Origin of the sequence: Aquibium microcysteis, assembly GCF_014495845.1 — a bacterium.
GTDB lineage: Bacteria > Pseudomonadota > Alphaproteobacteria > Rhizobiales > Rhizobiaceae > Aquibium > Aquibium microcysteis.
Genome location: NZ_CP061080.1, coordinates 2511728 through 2534448, shown reverse-complemented (window position 1 = coordinate 2534448; position 22721 = coordinate 2511728). Strand labels below are relative to the sequence as shown.

The 22721-nt window shown below is 66.0% G+C and carries 21 protein-coding genes; 11 read left to right on the top strand and 10 right to left on the bottom strand.

From position 1 onward, the window contains the following. Positions 1–15 precede the first annotated feature (15 nt). From IAI54_RS11780 to IAI54_RS11745, 8 genes are all read right to left on the bottom strand, one after another. The gene (locus tag IAI54_RS11780) at positions 16–423 is read right to left on the bottom strand and encodes a type II toxin-antitoxin system VapC family toxin (RefSeq protein WP_187972516.1); all 408 of its coding nucleotides are present in this window, start codon (positions 421–423) and stop codon (positions 16–18) included. Continuing rightward, positions 420–674: a type II toxin-antitoxin system Phd/YefM family antitoxin gene (locus IAI54_RS11775; RefSeq protein WP_187972515.1), complete on the bottom strand. Its 255-nt coding sequence runs from the start codon at positions 672–674 to the stop codon at positions 420–422. Before IAI54_RS11775 ends, IAI54_RS11780 begins: the two co-directional genes overlap by 4 nt. Before the next feature lie 150 nt (positions 675–824). Continuing rightward, positions 825–1235, bottom strand: coding sequence for an endonuclease domain-containing protein (locus IAI54_RS11770; protein WP_187972514.1), 411 nt, complete (start codon positions 1233–1235; stop codon positions 825–827). Between the two features lie 60 nt (positions 1236–1295). Further along, positions 1296–3203 carry an AAA family ATPase gene (locus IAI54_RS11765; RefSeq protein WP_187972513.1) on the bottom strand — a complete coding sequence of 636 codons (1908 nt, stop codon included), beginning with the start codon at positions 3201–3203 and terminating at the stop codon, positions 1296–1298. Between the two features lie 22 nt (positions 3204–3225). Further along, on the bottom strand, positions 3226–4371 hold the full coding sequence (locus IAI54_RS11760) for a hypothetical protein (protein ID WP_187972512.1): 1146 nt from the start codon (positions 4369–4371) through the stop codon (positions 3226–3228). A 34-nt stretch (positions 4372–4405) separates the two neighbouring features. Next, positions 4406–5500: a hypothetical protein gene (locus IAI54_RS11755; RefSeq protein ID WP_187972511.1), complete on the bottom strand. Its 1095-nt coding sequence runs from the start codon at positions 5498–5500 to the stop codon at positions 4406–4408. Between the two features lie 158 nt (positions 5501–5658). Continuing rightward, a complete protein-coding gene (locus IAI54_RS11750) occupies positions 5659–6171 on the bottom strand; it encodes a BA14K family protein (RefSeq protein ID WP_187972510.1) in 513 nt (170 codons plus the stop codon). A gap of 99 nt (positions 6172–6270) precedes the next feature. Then, positions 6271–6879 carry a thymidine kinase gene (locus tag IAI54_RS11745; protein WP_187972509.1) on the bottom strand — a complete coding sequence of 203 codons (609 nt, stop codon included), beginning with the start codon at positions 6877–6879 and terminating at the stop codon, positions 6271–6273. A gap of 233 nt (positions 6880–7112) precedes the next feature. Between IAI54_RS11745 and IAI54_RS11740 the strand changes: the two genes are divergently transcribed. From IAI54_RS11740 to IAI54_RS11690, 11 genes are all read left to right on the top strand, one after another. Beyond that, the gene (locus IAI54_RS11740; RefSeq protein WP_187972508.1) at positions 7113–8057 is read left to right on the top strand and encodes a choline ABC transporter substrate-binding protein; all 945 of its coding nucleotides are present in this window, start codon (positions 7113–7115) and stop codon (positions 8055–8057) included. A gap of 59 nt (positions 8058–8116) precedes the next feature. Then, on the top strand, positions 8117–8971 hold the full coding sequence (gene choW, locus IAI54_RS11735; protein WP_187972507.1) for a choline ABC transporter permease subunit: 855 nt from the start codon (positions 8117–8119) through the stop codon (positions 8969–8971). Continuing rightward, a complete protein-coding gene (choV, locus tag IAI54_RS11730; protein WP_187972506.1) occupies positions 8968–10149 on the top strand; it encodes a choline ABC transporter ATP-binding protein in 1182 nt (393 codons plus the stop codon). Before choW ends, choV begins: the two co-directional genes overlap by 4 nt. Before the next feature lie 140 nt (positions 10150–10289). Further along, the gene (locus IAI54_RS11725) at positions 10290–11702 is read left to right on the top strand and encodes a sensor histidine kinase (protein WP_187972505.1); all 1413 of its coding nucleotides are present in this window, start codon (positions 10290–10292) and stop codon (positions 11700–11702) included. Continuing rightward, positions 11695–12339 (top strand): response regulator, encoded by a 645-nt coding sequence (locus tag IAI54_RS11720; RefSeq protein WP_187972504.1) that lies wholly within the window; start codon positions 11695–11697, stop codon positions 12337–12339. Before IAI54_RS11725 ends, IAI54_RS11720 begins: the two co-directional genes overlap by 8 nt. Before the next feature lie 169 nt (positions 12340–12508). After that, positions 12509–14188 (top strand): formate--tetrahydrofolate ligase, encoded by a 1680-nt coding sequence (locus IAI54_RS11715; protein ID WP_187972503.1) that lies wholly within the window; start codon positions 12509–12511, stop codon positions 14186–14188. A gap of 92 nt (positions 14189–14280) precedes the next feature. Beyond that, a complete protein-coding gene (locus IAI54_RS11710; protein ID WP_187972502.1) occupies positions 14281–15534 on the top strand; it encodes a DUF2254 domain-containing protein in 1254 nt (417 codons plus the stop codon). Then, positions 15531–16298 (top strand): phosphatase PAP2 family protein, encoded by a 768-nt coding sequence (locus tag IAI54_RS11705; protein ID WP_235679339.1) that lies wholly within the window; start codon positions 15531–15533, stop codon positions 16296–16298. Before IAI54_RS11710 ends, IAI54_RS11705 begins: the two co-directional genes overlap by 4 nt. Positions 16299–16500: 202 nt before the next feature. Beyond that, entirely contained in the window at positions 16501–18690 is a 2190-nt protein-coding gene (locus IAI54_RS11700) for an anthranilate synthase (RefSeq protein ID WP_187972501.1), read from the top strand. A 43-nt stretch (positions 18691–18733) separates the two neighbouring features. Beyond that, positions 18734–19642 (top strand): cation diffusion facilitator family transporter, encoded by a 909-nt coding sequence (locus tag IAI54_RS11695; protein WP_187972500.1) that lies wholly within the window; start codon positions 18734–18736, stop codon positions 19640–19642. A 130-nt stretch (positions 19643–19772) separates the two neighbouring features. Further along, positions 19773–20033: a hypothetical protein gene (locus IAI54_RS11690; protein WP_187972499.1), complete on the top strand. Its 261-nt coding sequence runs from the start codon at positions 19773–19775 to the stop codon at positions 20031–20033. Between the two features lie 8 nt (positions 20034–20041). On the opposite strand, the gene IAI54_RS11685 is transcribed toward IAI54_RS11690, so the two are convergent. Both IAI54_RS11685 and IAI54_RS11680 read right to left on the bottom strand, forming a co-directional pair. After that, positions 20042–20863: a polysaccharide pyruvyl transferase family protein gene (locus IAI54_RS11685; RefSeq protein ID WP_187972498.1), complete on the bottom strand. Its 822-nt coding sequence runs from the start codon at positions 20861–20863 to the stop codon at positions 20042–20044. A 142-nt stretch (positions 20864–21005) separates the two neighbouring features. After that, positions 21006–21728, bottom strand: coding sequence for a glycosyltransferase family 25 protein (locus IAI54_RS11680; protein ID WP_187972497.1), 723 nt, complete (start codon positions 21726–21728; stop codon positions 21006–21008). Positions 21729–22721: the final 993 nt, after the last annotated feature.

Sequence of the window (22721 nt, the reverse complement as noted above, 5' to 3'; positions counted from 1 at the left end):
GATGTCGCCAACCTGTCATGTGCGAAGCCGGCCGACGTCGAGCGCTGCCTTTGCGAGCCGTTTGTCGAGGGTAGCCAGCGGCAGTCCCGTGCGGAGGGAGAGTTCCAGGTAGAGCCCGTCGTAGAGCGTAAGCCCGTGCTCATCGGCCAGTTCGACCGTATCGGTCCACAGCGCGGTACCGCCTGCGCGATCGGTCGTCAGTTCCAGATCCGAGATGCGTTCGAATGTCCTGCGCCGATCGTCCCGGTCGATCCGCTTGCGGTGGACGGCCACCACCGGAGCGTTTCCGAACTCGACTTGAAAGTTCTGCGGCACCACGGCCCCGCTTTCGGTCACCTGCATCAGAACACCAAGCGCCAGAGGACTGTTCTCATCCGGCAGGAACCAAGCCAAAGCGATGGAGGAGTCCACGACGATGGTCAACAGCGACGGCCCATCTCGATGTAATCGCGAATCGTCAGTCCGTCGGGATCGGGTTTCACTTCTTTACGCATCTCCATGATCGCCGCGACCACCTCTCTTGCCTTGGCCTTCTGCTCTTCGGACCGCGCAGGCGGGACCAGCCGCGCGACCGGCTTGCCGTGCCGCGTGATGGTGATCTCCTCGCCCTTCTCGACGCGTTCCAGGAGGGCGCTGAGCGAGTTGCGCGCTTCCAGCGTTCCGACTTCACGCATCTCACTGCCCTTTCTAGCCAGCCACGCCAGAATCTAGGGCCGCGGATCGGCGTTTACAATCGCGATCCGCGCCCGCCGAACTCCCCTTCTCCCCGTTCACGGGGAGAAGGTGCCCGAAGGGCGGATGAGGGGCGGCGCGAAGGTTTTCGGTCATGGCTCTACCTCGCGAACCGCCGGAAGGAACCTTGCGTCGTGACCGACCATGCGTTCGCGAAGTCGCCCCTCGACGGCCGCCCCGATCGTATCGATGACCAACGCTCGTTCACGCAGCACGTCGGCGTGCCACACCCTCAGCACCGACCACCCATTCGCATTCATCGTTTCGTTCCGAAACCGGTCCCGCGGCTGGCGAGCGTGCTGGCTGCCGTCGACCTCGACGAGCAGATTGGCCTGCCGGCAGGCAAAGTCGGCGTAGTACGGTCCGATCGGCAATTGCCTGACGAACTTCCAGCCGTGGAGCCGCCGCCCGCGCAGTTTGTTCCACGACACGTCCTCCGCATCGTTCTCGACCTGCCGAAGAGACCGGGCGCGCTTCGTCCTCCTCGCGTTCTCGCCACGCATTGCGCCGCCCCTCATCCGCCCCTTCGGGGCACCTTCTCCCCGTGAACGGGGAGAAGGAGGTCAGCCCCACAAACCCTTCGCCTTCATCGCCTCGATCTCGCCGATCGCCCGCTCGCGCAGCTTCGCGTCGCGCACCATCTTTGACACGGCGGTGTCGTCGGAGCGGTCGGAGTAGCGGAACTCGCTGTCGGCGTAGCGGTTGATCTCCTGCATCACCATGGCCATCGAGAAGGGGCCGCGCAGGTCCTCGATCATCGCCTTCTTCTCGTCGTAGGGCCGGTGCATGAAGGCGTCGGGCGTCGCGAACCATTCGTCAGGAAGGTCGAAGTCCATGGCGCGCATCTTGATGGCGTCGGTGACGTTCTTGATGGCCCGGCCGGTGAAACGCGGCTCGGCTTCGCGGATCAGGTGCAGATAGGTGCCAACGTCGGTCATCGTGCGCGGTTCGCCGAACTGGTCGAGGAAGCGCTCCCAGACCTTGCGGAGGCCTTCCTCCTGCGGCTTCGAATGCTCCTCGTAGGCGACCGATATCGCCTTCCGGATCGACTGGTTCTGCAGGAGCGCGTGGTCGCCGAGCGGGATCTGGTGGTTCTTGCCGGCCAGCAGCACGAAGATGTCGATGTAGTCGTCGCGGGTCTGCGGGCCGTCGACGAGCCAGCGGGCGCCAGCCCGCTGGCGCAGCGCGTCGTCGACGTTCTCGGGATAGTTGGAAAACATGCCGAAGGAGCAGTTGCCGCGCACCACGGTCTCGGCCCCCGCGAAGGCCGCCATCAGCACGCCGGTGATCTCGTGCTGGCCGGCCGAGGCGCGGTCGTCCGAGCGCTTGGCCGCGACCTGGTCGATGTCGTCGATGGTACCGAAGCCGATGGCGCGCGGGTTGATGACGTTGTTGACGAACTGCCGGCAGTTCTGACCCGACTTGCCCTGATAGGACGAGATCTGGTCGACGCCGAAATTCTCGTAGTGGAAGGGGTAGCCGGCCACCTGGCAGTAGTCGTTGATCAGGCCGGCCGTCATCTGGATCAGCATGGTCTTGCCGGTGCCCGGGGCGCCGTCGCCGATGAAAGTGAAGAGGAAGCCGCCGAGTTCCACGAAAGGGTTCAGCTGGCGGTCGAAATCATAGGCCATGATCATCCGGGCCAGCCGCATCGCCTGGTACTTGGCGATCTGGTTGCCGACGATGTCCTCCGGCTTCTTGAACGTCATCGACAGCGGCTTGCGCTTCTGACCCGGCGTGACATCGAAGCCGTCGAGCGTGAAATCGTCGGAATCGAGCCGGATATGCGCGTCCTCGAAGGCGCCCAGCCCGTCGAACCGGGCCTTGCGGGCCAGCAGTCCCTCGATCGCCTCGCGGGCGAAGGCGCGGGCGCGCGCCGTCATTTCCTGCTCGTCTGCCGCACCGGTGATGGCCCTGTCGAGACCCGAGACCATCGACTTCAGCGCATCCTGCTGGGTGTCGAACAGGAAGTCCGGCTCGGCGGTATCGTTCACCGGCTCGCTCTCGCCGTCGATCAGTTGCAGCAGGTAGGAGGCGAAGGCGAAGGCAGCGACATAGGCCGATGCCGAGAGCAGCTTCCGGTAGCGGGTCGCATCCTCGCCCTGCAGCGGTGCCTGAAGGTTCTTCGCCTGCAGGCTTTCGAGGTCGGAGGCCTTCGCGAAGACGTCGCCGATGGCGAGCGACACCTCCAGCCCGCGCCGGGCGCGGAAGAGCAGCGTATGCTGGGGGATGGAGAGCATCTGGTCGCCGGGCCGCAGCGCCGCGATGGTCTTGGAGAGTTCGACCTCGCGCGTGCGGCGCGTCGCACCCGTCGAGACGGTCGATACGAAACGCCTGCCTGTGCCGGCGAGCGCGGTGGCCGAGCGTCCGCCATCATCCTCCAGCACGATGATACGCGTGACCATCGACTGTGCGACGGCGCGATGCTTCTCGATGTCCTGTTCCGTGATGGTGGTCAGGCCGGCGTCCATGCGTCACTCCTCTCCCTACGGGCTAGACATCGCTGATCACGCCGGAGCCCGACAGGATGTGGACCTTGTACCCCGAGAAGATCTTCTGCGCCTCGCCGGCGGCATAGAGCGCCTGGTAGGCCTCATGCGGGATCAGCGCATGCTTCTCGTAGGCGGAGACGCCCTGGCGAGCCGCTTCGAGGTCGTCGGTCTCCAGGTGGAATTCCTCGCGCGCCGGCTCGCTTGTCCACAACCCGCGCCGGGCGGGCTTCTCTGCCTTGGAAAAAACCTCCTGGATCGTCCAGGTGAGCAGCCATGCGTTCTGCGGACGACGGACCTTGTCGAGGACGGCCGCCACCGTCGAATTGTGCTCGGTGATGCCGGCCGAGTAGAACGGGCCGAGCACCACGCGGCGGAGCTGCTTGGGATGCAGGTTCTCGAAATCCTTGTCGAGATTGCCCGCGATCGTGGCCGGCGACAGCGTGTAGGCCGAATTCTTCTCGGCGAAATCGTCGAAGCGTCGCGCGAGCGCGGGGTTGAGCAGACCCTCGACGGGAAGCGGGATCGGCACCTTGTCGTTCAGCCTGCCGTCGCGCGTCACCAGCATCTCGACGAGGTCGGGAGAGGAATCCTCGACCATCGCCATGTAGACCAGCGGAAGATTGGCCGAACCGTCGAACGCGCCCCAGTGGACGAGATAGAACGGCCGGCCGCTCCTCGGATTGACCGAGACGCGCACGGTCTGCGGCAGTACGTGGGGAGCGAAAACCAGTCCGCCACTCGCCTGCTCCAGATAGAGCCGCTCGGCCATCATGCGCTGGAGCGTGTCCGGAAACGCCTTGTGTCGCAGGATGAAGTCGACCATCTCGGCGCGCAGTTCGGACGGCTGGGGAATCGCCGCCAGACGCTTGTCGGCCGTGCGCCTGTCGTTCTCGAGTTCCAGGACGTTCTGGAACACCGGAAAGCCGCTCTCCGCCCTCGAGATGCGGAAGCTGTCGGTAAAGCCGACACGGTTCTTCCAGCAGGCGAAGGAGTTTTCCAGCCGGACGATGTACTCCGACACGATCTGCGCCACGAGGCCGTGCGTCTGGAGCTTCGAGCGTTCGTCGCGCATGAACACGTCGAGGCCGGCCAGAGCCGCGGAGATGGCATCGAAATAGCGGCCGGCGGCCGTTTCGGCAGGTGTCATGGCTGCGCCATCCCGTGCGTCCGGAGCCGCGCGATCAGGCGCCCGTCTTCACGTAGTCTGCGGCATTGTGCTTGCGCAGCACCTCCTCGAAGCGGCGGGCGAAGGCATCGTCGGCGAGTTTCTTGCGGCGCTGGATGTCGGCGGTCGCAACCATGTTCTTCTCGTGCAGTTCGAGCAGGTCGCCGATATGCTTCTGGGCCGCGGCCCCGATGCCGGCCATGGTCTGTTCCGCGGTCGTGTCGACCTGGCTGCCCAGCGTGTTGATCTTGTGGGCGACGTCCTGCTGGGCGGCGGTCTTCAGCGAATCCTCCAGCGCCTTGTAGAGGACGATGCGCTGCTCGGTATCGATGGTCAGCTTGTTGATCAGCGTGTTCTGCGCCGCGATCTGGTTGTTGAGCGAATCCACGAAGGTCTGGAACATCGAGGTGTAGCGTTCCAGCGTCTGGCTTTCGGCGAGCAGTTCCTGCTCCTTGGCCTGCCGCTCGTTGTATTCGGTGGCGAGCTTGGAACGCTCGGATTCCAGTTCGGTACGCTGGGTCTGGTCCGTCGAGGCGGCGATGCGGTTCTCGATGTCGAGCAGCATCGGGTTCAGTTCCTCGATGCGCTTCTGGGTGGCGGTCAGGCCGGCGATCGTACCCTTGCGGCGTTCGATGACCTGCGACAGGCTGGCTTCCGAGGTCGCATAGCGCTGGGCGAGCACCTGCTTCTGGGCCTTGAGGATGCCCACGATCGTGTCCGACTTGGAAAGCAGTTCCTGCAGATTGCCTGCCAGCGACATGTTGCGGACCCGCTCGCTGCGCATGCGCTGCTGGCTCTGCTTGGAGAAGATTCCGACGAAGCTCTCCCAGCCGGTGTAGTTCTTCATGCTCTCGAACTCGGCGCCGAAGACGTTGGTGGCGTCCTCGAGCCCGATGATCAGGTCGGCGATGTTGCCTTCCATGACCTTCTGCTGCTTCAGCACGTCCTGGATCCGCGCGTTCTCGATGTCGAACTCCGCATCGCCGATCGCCTTGTCCGCCGTGGCGAACTTCTCGAGAAGAATACCGGAGTTCTCGATGCGCGAACGCATGTCATCGACCACTTTTCTGGTCCGAGCGATCTCGGCGTCAAAATTCTGCAGTGTTGCCATGGCCACCCTCCGGCTGCGTTCGCTTGCTGTGCAGAATATATGGATCGATCGTTTCGATTGAAAGTCGCCATCTCCGAAGCGCGCAGCATTCGGCGGCACGAAAAAGCCCGCCCCGGTGAAGGGGCGGGCAGCGTCGTCTCATCCGGAACCGCAGGACGTCAGCTGTACGGCGAATAGCACTGCTGGCGCGGGCCGTTGTAGGGCTGGAAGGTGTTGTCCGACGCGCGGTACGAGCGGTAGCGATTGTAGCACCACTGGACGTGGGCGCTGCCTGACGGGCGGACCGTGACCGCATTGTTGCCCAGAGCGCCGCCGATGATCGCGCCTGCGATGAAGGCGGCCGGCGGGAACCAGTAGCCGTTATACTGGCGGTAACCGGGACGACGTTCGCGGTAGCCGCGATGGTTGTTGTAGTAGGCGTAGTTGCCCCGACGCTCGAACCTGGCTTCGCGCCTGTCCTGGCGCCGTTCGAACCGGCGCTCGCGCCGCTCCTGCCGGCGCTCGAAGCGGCGTTCGCGGTCTTTGCGGTTCTGGACCTGGATGACGTCGCCGGCGGCCGACTGCGCCTGAGCGGGCTGGACCAGGAGCGGCGCAGCAGCGGCGGGAAGGGCGGTGGAAGCGGTCATGGCGAACGCAAGGGTGGCGCAGAGCGCTGATGTGAACCTTTTCATTGGTGTGCCTTTCGAAGCGATGTCCCTAGGCCGGAGATACGTTCCGGCGCGGGGTTCGTTCCATTAAATCGCGGTAACGAATGGGGAAAACCTCAGACGCTAGCGTGCGAAGCCGATGAAATCCTCGGCGCTCCAGCGACCCATCTCCTCTTCCCAGTGCCGTCGGCAGAGCGAGACGTAGACGTCCTTGCCGATGGCCACCTGATCACCCTCCCGGGCTACCCTTCCGTCGGGACCGAGCCGGACCACCATGGTCGCCTTGCGTCCGCAGCGGCAGATGGTGCGGACCTCGCGCAGCTCGTCCGCGATGGCGAGCAATGCGCGCGAGCCGCTGAAGAGGTTGCCCTGGAAATCGGTGCGCAGGCCGTAGCACATGACCGGGATGCCGAGGCGGTCGGCCACCCGCGCCAGCTGCCATGCCTGATCCTCCTCCAGGAACTGCGCCTCGTCGACGAAGACGCAGTGGACGGTCGCGCGGGCGTGATGGTCCGCGATCGCCGCATAAAGGTCGTCGCCGTCGCGAAACATGCGCGCGTCGGATTCCAGGCCGATGCGCGACGAGATGTAGCCCATGCCCTCCTTGCGGTAGTGGCCCGCCACGAAGAGCATGGTCGACATGCCGCGCTCCCGGTAATTGTACGACGCCTGCAGCAGCATCGTCGATTTCCCGGCATTCATGGTGGCGTAGTGGAAGTAGAGCTTGGCCATGGCGCCTTTAAGCGCAGTTTCCGCCGCGAGGGGAGTCCGCCGTTCGGGAGATGCCGCGAAGGCTGCCGCTCATCCACGGGAAACCGGATCGCCGGCCGCCGTTGACGTAAGCTGACCAGTCCGTGGCGCCAAGCGGCTTGAAACGCCGCCGAAATGATGTTTGGCTTCCGTCATGCGCTGCCGCGCTTGCGACCGCCTCATCCGTGCGCAGCCGAACAAGGGGAGTTACCAGAATGAAGCTCGCAAAGACCACTGCATTCGCCTTCGGGCTGGCCACGGCACTGTCGTCCGGCGCGTTCGCCGCGGATGCCGGCAGCTGCAAGGAGGTGACGTTCTCCGACGTGGGCTGGACCGACATCACGGCCACGACCGCCACCGCCTCCGTCGTGCTCGAGGCACTCGGCTACGAACCCTCCACCGAGATTCTCTCCGTGCCGGTCACCTACGCCTCGCTCAAGAGCGGCGACATCGACGTCTTCCTCGGCAACTGGATGCCGACGATGGAAGCCGACATCGCGCCATACCGCGAGGACGGTTCGGTCGTCACGCTGGTGACCAATCTGGAAGGCGCGAAGTACACGCTCGCGGTACCGAAATACACGTTCGAGAAGGGCCTGCAGAGCTTCGCCGACATCGCCAAGTTCAAGGACCAGCTCGACGGCAAGATCTACGGCATCGAGGCAGGCAACGACGGAAACCGCCTGATCCTCGACATGATCGCCGGCGACAAGTTCGGCCTTGCCGGCTTCGAGGTGGTCGAGAGTTCGGAAGCCGGCATGCTGTCTGCGGTCAAGAAGGCGGCGGGCAGCAAGGAGGACATCGTCTTCCTCGGCTGGGAGCCGCACCCGATGAACGCCAATGTCGAGATGGCTTACCTGTCGGGGGGCGACGACGTCTTCGGCCCCAACTACGGCGGCGCCACCGTGCATACCAACGTGCGAAAGGGCCTCGTCGAGGAATGCCCGAACCTCGGCAAGCTGCTCGGAAATCTCGTGTTCTCGCTGAAGATGGAGAACGAGATCATGGGCGCCATCCTGGACGAGGGGAAAGACCCCGCGGATGCCGCGACGGCGTGGTTGAAGGGAAATCCGGATGCGCTCGGGCCGTGGCTCGACGGCGTGACCACGCTCGACGGGGGCGACGCGATGGCCGCGGTGAAGTCTTCTCTGGGCATTTGAGCCGTTTCTGCGTCATATGACGAACGGAACGCCCGTAGCCACCATGGGGGAGCCTCGAAATGGATCCGGTCTCGGAGTGGATCGCCGACTACAAGATACCGATCGGCCGGTGGGGCAAGCAGTTCTTCGACTTCCTGACGGACAATTTCGAGTGGTTCTTCGATTCGATCGCCGAGGGGCTGACCTTTCTCCTCGACGGTCTCGTGGACATTCTCCTCGCCGTTCCGCCGGTGCTGCTGGTGGCGCTGATCGCGGGCTTCGCATGGTGGCTTAAGAAATCCTGGAAACTGGCGGCGGGTGTCGCGCTCGGACTGCTCTTCATCATCAACCAGGGCCTGTGGAAGGAAACCTGCGAGACGATCGTTCTGGTCGTCGGAGCCACGGCGATGTCCATGGCGCTCGGCGTGCCGATCGGCATCTGGGCGGCGCACAGCGAGCGCGTCTATCGTGTCCTGCATCCGCTGCTCGACCTGATGCAGACGCTGCCGACCTTCGTCTATCTGATCCCGGTCCTCATCCTGTTCGGCCTCGGGATCGCGCCTGGCATGATCGTCACGGTGATATTCGCGATGCCGGCTCCGATCCGGCTCACCTATCTCGGCATCACGTCCGTGCCGAGACCGATGATCGAGGCGGGCGAGAGCTTCGGCGCCACGAAGGGCCAGCTGCTCTGGAAGGTGGAGCTGCCGGCCGCGCTGCCGACGATCATGGCGGGTCTCACCCAGTGCATCATGCTGTCGCTGTCGATGGTCGTGATCGCGGCCCTCATCGGTGCCAACGGCCTCGGCAAGCCCGTCGTGCGGGCGCTGAACACGGTGAACATCCCGCTCGGCCTCGAAGCCGGCCTCGCCATCGTGGTGCTGGCCATCATCCTCGACCGCGTCGCACGCATCGGGGAGGGGAAGGCCCGATGAGCACGGCGGTCGAATTCAGGCATGTCGACATCGTTTTCGGCGACGATCCGCGTGAGGCGCTGGCGCTGCTCGACGGCGGCGCGACGCGCCAGGAGATCCTCGAGAAGACCGGGTCGGTGCTCGGCTGCGCCGACTGCAACCTGACCGTCGAGGAGGGCGAGATCTCTGTGCTCATGGGCCTCTCCGGCTCGGGCAAGTCGACCCTGCTGCGCGCCGTCAACGGGCTGAACAAGGTCACGCGCGGCGAGGTCGTGGTGCACGACGGCGACTGGTCTGCCGACGTGGTCTCCTGCGGTTCCGACACGCTGCGCAAGATCCGCCGCGAATGCGTGGCCATGGTCTTCCAGCAGTTCGCGCTCCTGCCCTGGCGGACGGTCGCCGAGAACGTCGGCTTCGGGCTCGAGCTGGCGGGCGTTCCGGAAAAGCAGAGGCGCGAGCGCGTGCAGGCGCAGCTCGAACTCGTCGGCCTGTCGCAATGGGCCGGAAAGTACGCGCACGAACTGTCGGGCGGCATGCAGCAGCGCGTGGGCCTGGCGCGTGCCTTCGCAACGGAAGCGCCGATCCTGCTCATGGACGAGCCGTTCTCGGCGCTCGATCCGCTCATCCGCACCAAGCTGCAGGACGAATTGCTGCAGCTTCAGGCCGATCTCAAGAAGACCATCATCTTCGTCAGCCACGATCTCGAGGAAGCGCTGAAGATCGGCAACCGGATCACCATCATGGAGAGCGGCCGCATCGTCCAGTCGGGCGCGCCCGAAGAGATCGTGCTGAAGCCTGCCAATGATTACGTCCGCGACTTCATCGCCAACGTCAATCCGCTGTCGGTCCTGACGGCCTGGAACGTGATGCGCGACCGGCGCGATCTGGTACAGGCGGGAGACGGATGGGTCTGGCTCGACCGGCGGCAGACGACGCGCTTCCAGCTGGACGAGAACCAGATGGTGGTGGCCGCGGAGAACAATGGTCAGCCGGCGATCTGGTCGTCCTGCGACGACGTCGAGGCGTTGCCGCGCGACCGTCCACCCGTGTTCTGGGCAAAACCCGGCACGTCCCTCAAGACCGTCATGCACGCCATGCACCAGTCACAGACCGCACCCGTCGCCATCTTCGACGAGCAGGCCCGCTTCATCGGCTCGATCGGCGTTCGCGACGTGCTGCGGGCCGTTTTGCGCCGCTGACGGAAAGCCATGGAGCGGTTCTCTGCCCACGGGAAGGAGCGACCTCTACGTTTGCGGTCCGGCGGATCGCGGGCGACGGCGGCAACCGCCTGCATAGACGATGCAGGGACGGCGTCTGACGTGACCCCGGTCGTCTCGCCATGATCGCGACCTCGGACGTCGCGACGTCGGCTTCCCGCAAGCGCCGCCTGGGCTCCATGGGCCTGTCGGCGCGTTTCGCCATCGCGGTGGTCCTGGCGATGACGTTGTCGGGCCTGATGGTCGGCATCGTCGTGAACCGCATCATCACCCATGCCGCCATCACGAACGCCGCTTCGGCAACGGCGCTCGTGATGGACGGGGTCCTGCTTCCGCTCGTCCGCGAAGTGGACAGACAGGGAAGCCTCTCGATCGGCGCGCGCGAAGAACTGGAGACCCTGCTGTCCACGGGTTCGCTGGGCGGACGGATCCACTCGATCAAGCTCTGGCGCCCGGACGGGGTCGTGGCCTATTCGCCGGACCGGGCGCTGATCGGCGAGCGCTTCGAGATATTCGATGCTCTGGAGAGCGCCCTCAAGGGCCAGCTTGCCGCCGAAATAGAGGAACTCGACGACGCCGAAAGCGTCTTCGAGCGGGATCTCGGCATCCCGCTGCTCGAGGTCTACGCGCCGATCCGCGATCCGTGGAGCGGCAAGATCCTCGGCGTCGCAGAATTCTACGAAAACGCCGAAGCGCTGGTGGAAACCCTGCGCCAGGCCACGCTGGTGGTGCTGGCGATCACCATCGGCACGACCCTGCTGATCGGGACGTCCCTCTTCGGCATCGTCCACCAGGCGAGCAGGACCATCGAGCGCCAGCGCCGCGACCTGCGGGCGCGCACGCACGAGGCCGAGCGGGTTTCGGAAGTGAACCGGCAACTGCGCATCCGGGTCCAGCGCGCGGCCTCGCGCGGCCTTGCCATGAACGAGCGCCATGTGAGGCAGCTGAGTGCGGACCTGCACGATGGTCCGGCTCAGCTCATCGGCTTTGCCGCCTTGCGCATCAGCAGCCTCAAGGACATCCCGCCGGCCTGGGAACCCGAATGCGCCACCATCAAGCAGACACTCGACGAGGCGATGCGGGAAATCCGCAACATCTGCGCCGGGCTGTCTCTGCCTGAGATCGGCGGGCTCGAATTCGGCGAAGTGCTCCGTCGCGCCGTGCAGGCGCATGAGAGGCGTACGGGAACGCGGGTCACGCTGGAAATCGGAAAAATTGACGGCTTCGTCGCTTCTTCTATGAAATATTGCGCATACAGATTCGTCCAGGAAGGGCTCAACAACGCCTACAGGCACGCCGAGGGACGTGATCAGTCCATCATGTGCGAAACCCGCGACGGAGAACTTTTCATCATGCTCACGAATGGACCAGCCGTCTGTCCGTGCCTGGAGGACGGCAAGCGCCCGCTCGGCCTGGTCGGGCTGCGCGAGAGGGTGGAGGTGCTCGGCGGCACCTTCGGCTTCTCGGCGAAACCGGATGCCCATGTGGAGATGTGGATGTCGCTGCCTTTCGGCAACGGAGATTCGGATGAATAAGAAGATCAGCGTCATCGTCGTCGACGACCATCCGCTCTATCGCAGCGGCGTCGTGCGCACGCTGGAAGACGACGGAGGTTTCGACGTCGTTGCCGAAGGAAGCGATGCGGTGACGGCCGTCCAGCTGGCCCAGCAGCACAAGCCCGACCTGATCGTCCTCGACATCTCCATGCCAGGAAACGGCCTGGAAGCCGCCCGGCGCATCGCCGACCTCGTGCCGCGCACGCGGATCGCGATGCTGACGGTTTCGGAAGCCGACGACGACGTCGTGCGCGCGCTCGACCTCGGGGCCTCGGGCTACATTCAGAAGGGTGTCGGCGGACCCGACCTCGTCCGGATCGCCAGGAGCATCGCCATGGGTCAATCCTACGTCGCTCCGGGGCTCGCGGCTCGTCTTCTCGTCGGCATGCGGACACGGACCGGGGGCGTGCAGGCGCAGGCCGACCTCACCGCGCGCGAGGAGCAGATCCTGCGGCTCGTCGCCAAGGGCCTGAGCAACAAGGAAGTCGGCCGGTCGCTCAACCTCCAGGAAAAGACCGTCAAGCACTACATGACGAACATCCTGCAGAAGCTCCAGGTCCGCAACCGCGTCGAGGCGGCCATCAAGGCAGGCGAGATGTGGGGCAAGGTCGGCTGACGGCTCGCCGGCCGCCGCCGGCGGCCGACCCGCAGCGTTCACGGCAAGCTGTCGCAATCGGTGCATTGGGCGGCTTTTTTGGGACGGCAAAACAGGCGTCCCCGCGCTCATATCGCGCCGGCGCGGACGGAGGATCTCCGCGACCGGAAAAGAATGCGGGGGAGACGCAATGGCCGACGTGAAATCCGACATCGAAATCGCGCGAGCAGCGAAAAAGAAACCGATCATGGAGATCGGTGCCCGGCTCGACATTCCGTCGGAGCACCTGCTGCCCTACGGGCACGACAAGGCAAAGATCTCGGCCGAATTCATCGCCTCGACGAAGGGCGGCCGGGACGGCAAGCTGATCCTCGTCACCGCGATCAACCCGACGCCGGCCGGCGAGGGCAAGACCACCACCACGGTCGGCCTCGGCGACGGGCTGAACCGGATCGGCAAGCGCGCGATCACCTGCATCCGCGAAGCCTCGCTCGGCCCCAATTTCGGAGTCAAGGGTGGTGCCGCCGGCGGCGGCTATGCGCAGGTGGTGCCGATGGAGGACATGAACCTCCACTTCACCGGCGACTTCCACGCCATCACAACGGCCCATAACCTTCTGTCGGCGCTGATCGACAACCACATCTACTGGGGCAACGAACTCGGCATCGACACCCGCCGCGTGGTGTGGCGGCGCGTGATGGACATGAACGACCGGGCGCTGCGCGAGATCATCTGCTCGCTCGGCGGGGTCGCCAACGGCTATCCCCGCGAAGCCGGCTTCGACATCACCGTCGCCTCCGAAGTGATGGCGATCCTGTGCCTCTCGACGGATCTCAAAGACCTGCAGAAGCGGCTCGGCGACATCATCGTCGCCTATCGCCGCGACAAGACGCCGGTCTACGCCCGCGATCTCAAGGCCGACGGCGCCATGGCGGTGCTGCTCAAGGACGCCATGCAGCCGAACCTCGTTCAGACGCTGGAGAACAATCCGGCCTTCGTGCATGGCGGCCCCTTCGCCAACATCGCGCATGGCTGCAACTCGGTCATCGCCACGACGACGGCGCTCAAGCTCGCCGACTACGTCGTCACCGAAGCGGGCTTCGGCGCCGATCTTGGAGCGGAGAAGTTCTTCGACATCAAGTGCCGAAAGGCCGGCCTCAAACCCGCAGCGGCGGTCATCGTGGCCACCGTGCGGGCCATGAAGATGAACGGCGGCGTGAAGAAGGAGGACCTCGGCCGGGAAAATGTCGAGGCGGTGAAGAAGGGCTGCGCCAATCTCGGCCGCCACATCGAGAACGTGAAGCAGTTCGGCGTGCCGGTGGTGGTGGCGATGAACCATTTCACCACCGATACGGACGCCGAGATCGCTGCGATGAAGGAATACGTGGCGGCGCAGGGATCGGAGGCGATCCTGTGCAAGCATTGGGCGCATGGCTCGGCCGGCATCGAGGATCTGGCGCACAAGGTGGTCGCCCTGGCGGAATCGGGTGCCGCACAGTTTTCGCCGCTCTATCCCGACGAGATGCCGCTGTTCGAGAAGATCGACACCATCGTGAAGCGCATCTACCGCGGCTCGGAGGCGATCGCCGACAAGAGCGTGCGCGACCAGTTGAGGCAATGGGAAGAGGCGGGCTACGGCCATCTCCCGGTCTGCATGGCCAAGACGCAGTACTCGTTCTCGACCGACCCCAACCTGCGCGGCGCGCCGACCGGGCACGCGGTGCCCGTCCGCGAGGTGCGGCTCTCGGCGGGCGCCGGGTTCATCGTGGCGATCTGCGGTGAGATCATGACCATGCCGGGGCTGCCGCGCAGCCCGTCGTCGGAAAAGATCTTCCTCAACGAACAGGGCCATATCGAAGGGCTCTTCTGACGGAGGGCGCGTCCGTCGTGCGGGACCGGACGTCAGGGCTATGAATATGCGGCGGATGCCCTAGTTTCGACCCGAAATCGAGGGTTGTACGTATGGTGTCGCGCTGGTCCTGGCTGATCTCCCTGTTGGGGCGCCAACTCTGGTTCAGGGCGGCGCTGATCTCCCTTCTGGCGATCCTGGCGCCGCTCGTGGCCATTCTGGCGGCGCCGATCATCCCACCCGGGCTGGCGGACAAGCTCGGCGCGGATTCCGTCTCGCAGATCCTCAACATCCTCGCGTCCAGCATGCTGGCCGTGACCACTTTCTCTTTGACCACCATGGTCTCGGCCTATTCGGCCGCGACCACCAGCGTCACGCCGCGGGCGACGAAGCTGATGATCGAGGATACGACGTCGCAGAACGTGCTCGCGGCGTTCCTCGGATCGTTCCTCTTCAGCCTGGCCGGCATCATCACCCTGGCGATGAACCTGCAGGGCGAGCGGGGCCGCCTCGTGCTGTTCGTCTTCACGCTCATCGTCGTCCTGATCATCGTCGTGACGCTGGTGCGGTGGATCGACTACGTGGTTCGACTGGGACGGGTGAACGAGACCACCGAAAAGGTGGAGATGGCGATCGAAGACGCGCTTCGGGCCTGGCTTCAGCGGCCAAATCTCGGAGGGACTCCCCTCCCGGCCGGTTCGGAGCGGCGGCACGGGCATGTCTATCCCGTCCTCATCCCCGCCGTCGGCTATGTCCGGCACATCGACGCGCCGGCGCTGGCGGCCTGGGCCAAGGCACACGACACGACCATCAGCCTCGCGGCGATGCCCGGCACGCTGGTCGATCCGACACGGCCGGTGGCCTATCTCGAGAAACGGCAGGAGGAGGAAGAGCTGGGGGCGATCCGCTTTGCCTTCTCGCTCGGCAAGGAACGCAGCTTCGATCAGGATCCCCGCTTCGGCTTCTCCGTCCTCGCCGAGATATCGTCCCGTGCGCTGTCGCCGGGGATCAACGATCCCGGAACGGCGATCGACGTGATCTCCCGCGCGGCACGGCTGCTGATCCACTGGGACGTGGCCGAAGACCGCGCGGAGCCGGAACATCCATCCCTGCACGTGCCGGCGCTGACGGCGGAGGAACTCCTCGATGACGTCTTCACTCCGATCGCGCGGGACGGCGCCGGTCTGGTCGAGGTCCAGATACGCCTGCAGAAGGCCTTCGCGGTGCTTGCGCGGCAGGGCGGAGGCCGATGCCGCGAAGCCGCTGTGCATCACTCGCAGATGGCGTTGCGCCGCGCGGAACACGCCCTGTCGTTCGAGCCGGACCTGGAGCGGGTCAGGACGGCTGCGGCCGCGGTGACGGCGTGAGCAGGTCGGCGGCGCTCAAGGGCCTCGTGCGGGGCATGCGCGACTCTCGCCTGGCGAGCCTGCCCGTCGCGATCGCCGCCCTCTTCAGCTTCGGCGTCTATGCCTTCCTGCAGATCGCCGATGAGGTCTCGGAGGCCGAGCTGGACAGGTTGGACAGCTGGCTGCTGCTGGCGTTGCGCAATCCGGCCGACATCGCCGACCCGCTGGGGCCGGCCTGGTTCGAGGAGTTCATGATCGAGCTCACCGCGCTCGGCGGCTATCCGCTGCTGACGCTCATCGTCGTGGCCGTCGCCGGCTTTCTCGTCGTTTCGCGGCGGTATGGCCCGGCGGTCTATACCGTCCTGTCGATCGTGCTGGGCACATCGCTCTCGCACGGGCTGAAGCTGATCTACGACCGTCCGCGGCCGGATCTGGTCGAGCAGCTCGTCAGCGTCCATACGCCGAGCTTTCCCAGCGGCCACGCGTCGATGAGCGCGGTGGTGTACCTGACGCTGGCGACGGTGATCGTGCGCTTCGTCGACGGGCTGGCGGTGCGCGCCTACGTGCTCTGGGTCGCGGTGCTGCTGACCGTCGGCATCGGTTCCAGCCGCGTCTATCTCGGCGTACACTGGCCGTCGGACGTCGCCGCCGGCTGGGCCTTCGGGGTCTCCTGGGCCTGTCTGGCATGGCTGATCGTGACGGCCCTGAGGGCCTGGAGGCTGCGAAGGCAGGAGCCGTCGCCAGGGGACCGGCGGCTTCCGCCCGACCCTCGTGCGGGCACGTGACGAATCCTTGTTGCGCGGCCGGAATTCCGCCGCTAAGCATGCAGCCATGATCAACCTGTCGACGATCGCGAACTGGTGGCGGCCCGCAATCTAGCGGCCATCGACGCGCGCGCGTGGATAACTCGAATGGCCGCAACGGAATGTCCGGGCGGCCTTTTCCTTTTCCGCCCGGAATGCCCAGCGGGATGAACGGAGAACGGGAATGACGACGGAACTTCGCGCCGACGGGTCGGAACTCTTTGTCACTGCCGGCGGCGTCGCCGTCACGCGGCGGCGGACGGCCACACCCTACGAGGGCGCCATCGAGACCTATATCGAGGGGCTCAACGAGCGGCGCGGCGCCGTCTTCTCCTCCAATTACGAGTATCCCGGCCGCTATACGCGCTGGGACACGGCGATCATCGATCCGCCGGTTTCGATCAGCGCCACCGGCCGCGCCATGCGCATCGAGGCGCTGAACAGCCGCGGCGAGGCCCTGCTGCCGATCATCGCCACCGCCCTGCACGGACTGACGGACATCGTGGTGGCGCAGGAGGGGCCGCGCCTCATCCGCATCGATGTCGCGGAGCCCCGCAGGGTCTTCGCCGAGGAGGAGCGCAGCCGCGTGCCCTCGGTCTTCACCGTCCTGCGCGCGATCGTGTCGCTGTTCCGCAGCAGCGAGGACAGCAATATCGGCCTCTACGGCTCCTTCGGCTACGACCTCGCCTTCCAGTTCGATCCCGTCGAGCAGAAGCTGGAGCGGGCGCCCGGCCAGCGCGATCTGGTGCTGTTCCTGCCCGACGAGATCCTGGTGGTCGACCACTACACCGCGCAGGCCTGGCACGACCGCTACGATTTCGCGCTCGGGGAGCAGTCCACCGAGGGCCTGCCGCGCGACAGCGTTGCCGAACCCTTCCGGCAGACGGACACCATTCCCCCTCGCGGCGACCATGAGCCCGGCGAGTATGCCAAGCTGGTACGCAAGGCCATGGAGAGCTTCCGCCGGGGCGATCTGTTCGAGGTCGTGCCCGGGCAGATGTTCTTCGAGCGCTGCAGGTCCACCCCGGCGGACATCTGCCGCAGGCTGAAGTCGATCAACCCCTCCCCCTACTCCTTCTTCATCAATCTCGGGCAGGGCGAGTACCTGATCGGCGCATCGCCGGAGATGTTCGTGCGCGTTTCGGGCCGCCGGGTGGAGACCTGTCCGATTTCCGGCACGATCAAGCGCGGCGACGACGCGATCTCGGATTCGGAGCAGATCCTGAAGCTCCTGAACTCGAAGAAGGACGAGTCGGAGCTCACCATGTGCTCGGACGTCGACCGCAACGACAAGAGCCGGGTCTGCGAGCCCGGATCCGTGCGCGTCATCGGGCGCCGGCAGATCGAGATGTATTCGCGGCTGATCCACACGGTCGACCACATCGAGGGTCGGCTGCGCGAGGGGATGGACGCGTTCGATGCCTTCATGTCGCATGCCTGGGCCGTCACCGTCACCGGCGCGCCGAAGCTCTGGGCGATGCGCTTCATCGAGCAGAACGAGAAGAGCCCGCGCCGCTGGTATGGCGGCGCGATCGGCATGGTCCATTTCAACGGCGACATGAACACGGGCCTGACGCTGCGCACCATCCGCATCCAGGACGGCATCGCCGAAGTGCGGGCAGGGGCGACGCTGCTCTACGATTCCATGCCCGACGAGGAGGAGGCCGAAACCGAGCTCAAGGCCTCGGCCATGCTCGCGGCGATCCGCGAGGCCGGCTCCAGCAACGCGGCGCGGCAGGAGCGCGAGGCGGCGAGGGTAGGCGAGGGGGTGCGTATCCTGCTCGTCGACCACGAGGACAGCTTCGTCCACACGCTCGCCAACTATTTCCGCCAGACCGGCGCCATCGTCACGACGGTGCGAACGCCGGTGCCGGAAGAGGTGTTCGACACCGTCCAGCCGGATCTCGTCGTCCTGTCGCCCGGCCCCGGCTCACCGAAGGATTTCGACTGCACCGCCACCATCCGCAAGGCGCGAGGTCGCGACCTGCCGATCTTCGGCGTCTGCCTCGGTCTGCAGGCGCTGGCCGAAGCCTTCGGCGGCGAACTGCGCCAGCTGCACATTCCCATGCACGGCAAGCCGTCGCGCATCCGGGTGACGAAGCCGGGCGTCGTCTTCTCCGGCCTGCCCAAGGAAGTGACCGTCGGCCGCTATCACTCGATCTTCGCCGATCCGGTGCGGCTGCCCGACGAGTTCATGGTGACGGCGGAGACCGAGGACGGCGTGATCATGGCCTTCGAGCACAAGCGCGAGCCGATCGCGGCCGTCCAGTTCCATCCCGAATCGATCATGTCGCTCGGACAGAACGCCGGCATGCGCATGATCGAGAACGTGGTGGCGCACCTTCCGCGCAAGGCCAAGGTGAAGGCGGCGTGATCCTGGACGTGCAGCCCGCTGCGCCGCCGCGGAGAGACTGATCATGCCCGTCAAGCAGCGCATCCGGCGACTTGCCTTCGCCTCGATCTTCGTCGCCTTCGGGGTGATGGCCCTCAAGTTCGCCGCCTGGCGCGTGACGGGCTCCGTCGCGCTCTATTCGGATGCGCTGGAATCGATCGTCAACGTGATCGCGGCGGGCGCCGCCTACTGGGCGATCCGCGTCAGCCACAAGCCCGCCGACGACGATCATCCGCACGGCCATCACAAGGCCGAGTATTTCTCGGCCGTGACCGAAGGCGTGCTCATCGTGCTGGCGAGCATGTTGATCATGCGCGAGGCCTGGACGGCGCTCCAGGCGCCACGTCTGATGGACGAGCCGTCGCTCGGCCTCGCCATCAACGGTCTGGCTGCGCTCGCCAACGCCGCCTGGGCCGCCGTGCTGATCCGCACGGGCAGGCGGGAGCGGTCGCCTGCGCTCGAGGCCGACGGCCGCCACATCATGACCGACGTGGTCACGTCGGTCGGGGTGATCATCGGCCTCGTCGGCGCCATCGTGACCGGCTGGGCCGTGCTCGACCCGCTGCTTGCCGTCATCGTCGCGCTCAACATCCTCTGGCAGGGCTGGAAGGTGATCGGCCAGTCGGTGCAGGGCCTGATGGACGTGGCCGCCGATCCCGAGGACACCCGCAAGATCCGCGACATCATCTCGCTGAACTCCAAGGGTGCGCTCGAGGTGCACGACCTGAAGACGCGGATCGCCGGCCGCGCGACCTTCATCGAGTTCCACCTCGTCGTCGACAGCACGATGACGGTGGGGGAAAGCCACGTCATCTGCGACCGCATCGAGGCGGCGCTCCAGGCGGAAGTTCCGTCGGTGCGCGTCATCATCCACGTCGAGCCGGACGACGAGGCGAAACTGCCGCCGGGCACCACCGCGGTCCCCTTCGCGTAGCATCATGGGAGGGCCGCAACGGGCGTCGGGAGGGTCCCTCATCCGATCCCTGCGGATCGTTACCGGATCGTCATCGGACCGTGTCCGGCGCCCCTTGACCTGACGGCCTTTCGTTCTTCATTTGTTCCGGATGACCAGAACGATCGACACCATCGGGCGGGCCGCCCGCCACGACATGCTGATCCGCGTGGAATGCGGCCATTGCCGCCATGTCGGGCACCTTCGGGCCCGCGACGTCGCCCGGGTGGTGGGGCAGGGGCGGTCGATCGACACGCTGCGCTTCGTCTGCTCGCGCTGCGATGCGCGGGCAGCCAAGGCACTGCCCGTCGAGTACGACCGGGATCGGCCGCCGAAAGTGATGATCTGGGTGCCGATGGAGTTCCGGCGATAGCGGCGCCGTCAGCGGATCCGCAGGGCCGAGGAGAAATCCGCGATGGCCGCCTTCAGGCGCGTCCGGTAGGCCTGCTTGTCGTATCGGTACCGTCCCAGGCCGGGGACGAGGCGGCCGGGCTCCCGAAACAGGTCGGGACCCTCGGGCACGGCGTCCTTGGGCGCGTCGAGGGTCGTGAAGTAGTCGTCGAACTTGAAGCGTCCGCCCTGCATGGCCTCCGACGGCGCCACCCAGACGTTCTTCACGCCGAGCGCGTCCGCCACGATGAGGCCGTGCAGCGACTGGCTCACGATCGTCTCGCAGGAGGCGATCTCGTCGACGACCCTCCAGGCGGGCGCGGCAGGGTCGATCAGCTTGTGCCGGTTCCCGTTCCAGGACCGCCACCTGTGGACCGAGCGCACGTGGGGGACGAAGCCCCAGCGGTGGCGCTTGTGTCCGGGCGGCGACACGAGTTCGCTGACGAGCACCGCCGGATCGCCAAGAAGCACGTCATCGGCGGGCGATGCCAGCGCCCGAAGGGAAAGCTCGCCGCGCACAGCGACCGCGCGCGTCGCGATGGTGGTCCCGACCGGTTCGATCAGGCCGCTTCCGCAGACGATGGACGCGGCCGTCGCCTTCTGGAGGATGCTTCCCATGCCGAGCAGGTGGGGTGTCGTCCGCCGCGGTTCGAAGCGAACCGGAAAGCCGGCCAGGCGTTCGAACAGGTCCGGCGTCAGGTCGTCGCCGAAGTTGGGGCGCCCGACATGCCACCAAAGGGGCAGGCCCTGCGCGGCGAGCCGCCAGTGCCAGTACCGACGATGCTTCTCCAACGTGCCGGCCAGGCTCTTCATGGCTTCCCTCGCCGCATTGCCGCGGCCGGCTGTGGCTCAAAAACACATCTCCCGAAAGCGGGCACCGGAATCGGGTGAAAGACATGCGCTAAAGACACAGACCTACAACCTGGGGGGCGAGTCTGGAAGATCGCGACGTGCTTCAGACGAACAGGTTGCGAGCCCGGGTGAAGCCGCGATAGGCGGTGCGTGTCACCCCGCGCGCGACCTCGCGCAGCAGCGACTTGTTGCTCGACTGGATGGTCGACCCGCCGAGCTGCCCGGAAATCTCATGGATCAGGACGGGCCGCAGCGCATAGACCGGCAGCCTGTGCAGCCAGCGCATCTGGACGAAGACGTCCACCGGCCTGTCGAAGACTTCCGTCCGCGCCAGCAGTTCGCGCGCGGCGTCACGGCCGATCCACTGCATCATCATGTTCAGTCCCGGCGAGTTCTCCCGCACCAGTTCCAGCCCGTCGGCCGCCGCCACGACCTGCCCCGCCGCGGACCTGAACTTGTTGGGGAAGCGCACGACGTCGCCTGGCGACGCAAACCGCTTCACCAGATCCAGCGCCGCGGGCAGTCGAGCCATGTCGATCTCCACGTCGTCTTCCATGACGAGCCCGCCGGCCTGTTCCCCCTCGACGATCGCCTGCCAGGACCGGCGATGCGAGAGAAAGCAGCCGATCTCTCCCTTCGACAGGCGGAACGGGTAGGGCGGCCAGTGGATCGACCGGCAATAGGTCGCATCGATCTCGCGGGCGGAGAGGCGCGCGCCCGCCACGGCGTCGAGGATCTGGCACGGAATCGGCAACCGCTGCGCCAGTCGTTCCACCTGGGGCAGTCTGCCTGCCGCATCCTTCAGATGGATCACATAAGCCTTCAAGTCACTCTCCGCTCCATCGGGCCCGGGACCAACCCGGTGCCGTCATGGTGGCGGCTTCTGCCCGCGGATGGGGGCAAGAAAGTGGCCCCGCCGCCGCCGATGCAGCCCGCACTCCGGCCCGCCGCTTTCGGACACGAGCGGACGGCCTTCGCGCCGCTCGCCATGGCGGAGCCGTTCCGGTGCGCGCTTCGACCCCGGCCACGGCCCCGGATGCTCCACAGAACACCGATACACCGGCGCAGCAATCGTTTGCAATTCGATCGGAGCCGTCATCGTCCATGGACCTCGCGGTTGCGGCAGGCCGGTTCCTGCAGGTGATCGGCAATATGGCCGGGATGGCACCAGCATCGGCCTACATCCTCGGCGATCCCCGGGGTCCGAAATGGCAGCGTGAGCGGCGATACGGCCACGGCTCTCGATCTGTGCCTTGATCCCGGGCGACGGGATTGAGTATGCAGCGATGGTATCGGCCGGTAGGGCGGGGCACACCTCGAAGGATATGGTCACGCCGCACGCAGGGTTCGTGTGATAGGGGTTGTCCGCATCGGCTTTCGATCCGGCGCCGGTTTACCCGGCTGGTCCGGCAGACGGGCTTTGAATGCGGGTGCGTGCGGATCTCCACGCGATGGCGAGGATAGCCGTTCTGAGGATTGGACCGGGAATTTGGCTGCTCCAGAATGTCCCTTTCCGTCGCGGCGTTCGACCGGTCGGCGTCCGCACGCGAGCGCAGGAAGGGCAATCGGACCTCAGGTCGCCGCGACCCGCGATCGTGAAGGCGCTGCACCGACCGATCCAGCCCGCCGTCGCGTCATGGGTGTCTCCGAGAGACGTGCGCACAGGCCGCCCGACAGCCGCCGCTGCGCCCGATCACGAGACCTGCCAACCGATCTCGGGCATTTCCAGGGAAGCAGACGTTTCCACTCCTGCGGGAATATGGCAATTGCCCGGGAGCAACGGGTGGAGTCGCGGACGCGGCAGCCGGTGGCCGCCCTG

Bases quoted from the DNA above. Each gene is read 5' to 3' on its own strand.
- IAI54_RS11690 (WP_187972499.1), top strand. From the start codon at position 19,773: ATGACCAGAACGATCGACACCATCGGGCGGGCCGCCCGCCACGACATG.
- IAI54_RS11740 (WP_187972508.1), top strand. From the start codon at position 7,113: ATGAAGCTCGCAAAGACCACTGCATTCGCCTTCGGGCTGGCCACGGCA.
- IAI54_RS11725 (WP_187972505.1), top strand. From the start codon at position 10,290: ATGATCGCGACCTCGGACGTCGCGACGTCGGCTTCCCGCAAGCGCCGC.
- IAI54_RS11750 (WP_187972510.1), bottom strand. From the start codon at position 6,171: ATGAAAAGGTTCACATCAGCGCTCTGCGCCACCCTTGCGTTCGCCATG.
- IAI54_RS11685 (WP_187972498.1), bottom strand. From the start codon at position 20,863: ATGAAGAGCCTGGCCGGCACGTTGGAGAAGCATCGTCGGTACTGGCAC.
- IAI54_RS11755 (WP_187972511.1), bottom strand. From the start codon at position 5,500: ATGGCAACACTGCAGAATTTTGACGCCGAGATCGCTCGGACCAGAAAA.
- IAI54_RS11765 (WP_187972513.1), bottom strand. From the start codon at position 3,203: ATGGACGCCGGCCTGACCACCATCACGGAACAGGACATCGAGAAGCAT.
- IAI54_RS11715 (WP_187972503.1), top strand. From the start codon at position 12,509: ATGGCCGACGTGAAATCCGACATCGAAATCGCGCGAGCAGCGAAAAAG.
- choV (WP_187972506.1), top strand. From the start codon at position 8,968: ATGAGCACGGCGGTCGAATTCAGGCATGTCGACATCGTTTTCGGCGAC.
- IAI54_RS11710 (WP_187972502.1), top strand. From the start codon at position 14,281: ATGGTGTCGCGCTGGTCCTGGCTGATCTCCCTGTTGGGGCGCCAACTC.
- IAI54_RS11720 (WP_187972504.1), top strand. From the start codon at position 11,695: ATGAATAAGAAGATCAGCGTCATCGTCGTCGACGACCATCCGCTCTAT.
- IAI54_RS11695 (WP_187972500.1), top strand. From the start codon at position 18,734: ATGCCCGTCAAGCAGCGCATCCGGCGACTTGCCTTCGCCTCGATCTTC.
- IAI54_RS11745 (WP_187972509.1), bottom strand. From the start codon at position 6,879: ATGGCCAAGCTCTACTTCCACTACGCCACCATGAATGCCGGGAAATCG.
- IAI54_RS11775 (WP_187972515.1), bottom strand. From the start codon at position 674: ATGCGTGAAGTCGGAACGCTGGAAGCGCGCAACTCGCTCAGCGCCCTC.
- IAI54_RS11770 (WP_187972514.1), bottom strand. From the start codon at position 1,235: ATGCGTGGCGAGAACGCGAGGAGGACGAAGCGCGCCCGGTCTCTTCGG.
- IAI54_RS11760 (WP_187972512.1), bottom strand. From the start codon at position 4,371: ATGACACCTGCCGAAACGGCCGCCGGCCGCTATTTCGATGCCATCTCC.
- choW (WP_187972507.1), top strand. From the start codon at position 8,117: ATGGATCCGGTCTCGGAGTGGATCGCCGACTACAAGATACCGATCGGC.
- IAI54_RS11700 (WP_187972501.1), top strand. From the start codon at position 16,501: ATGACGACGGAACTTCGCGCCGACGGGTCGGAACTCTTTGTCACTGCC.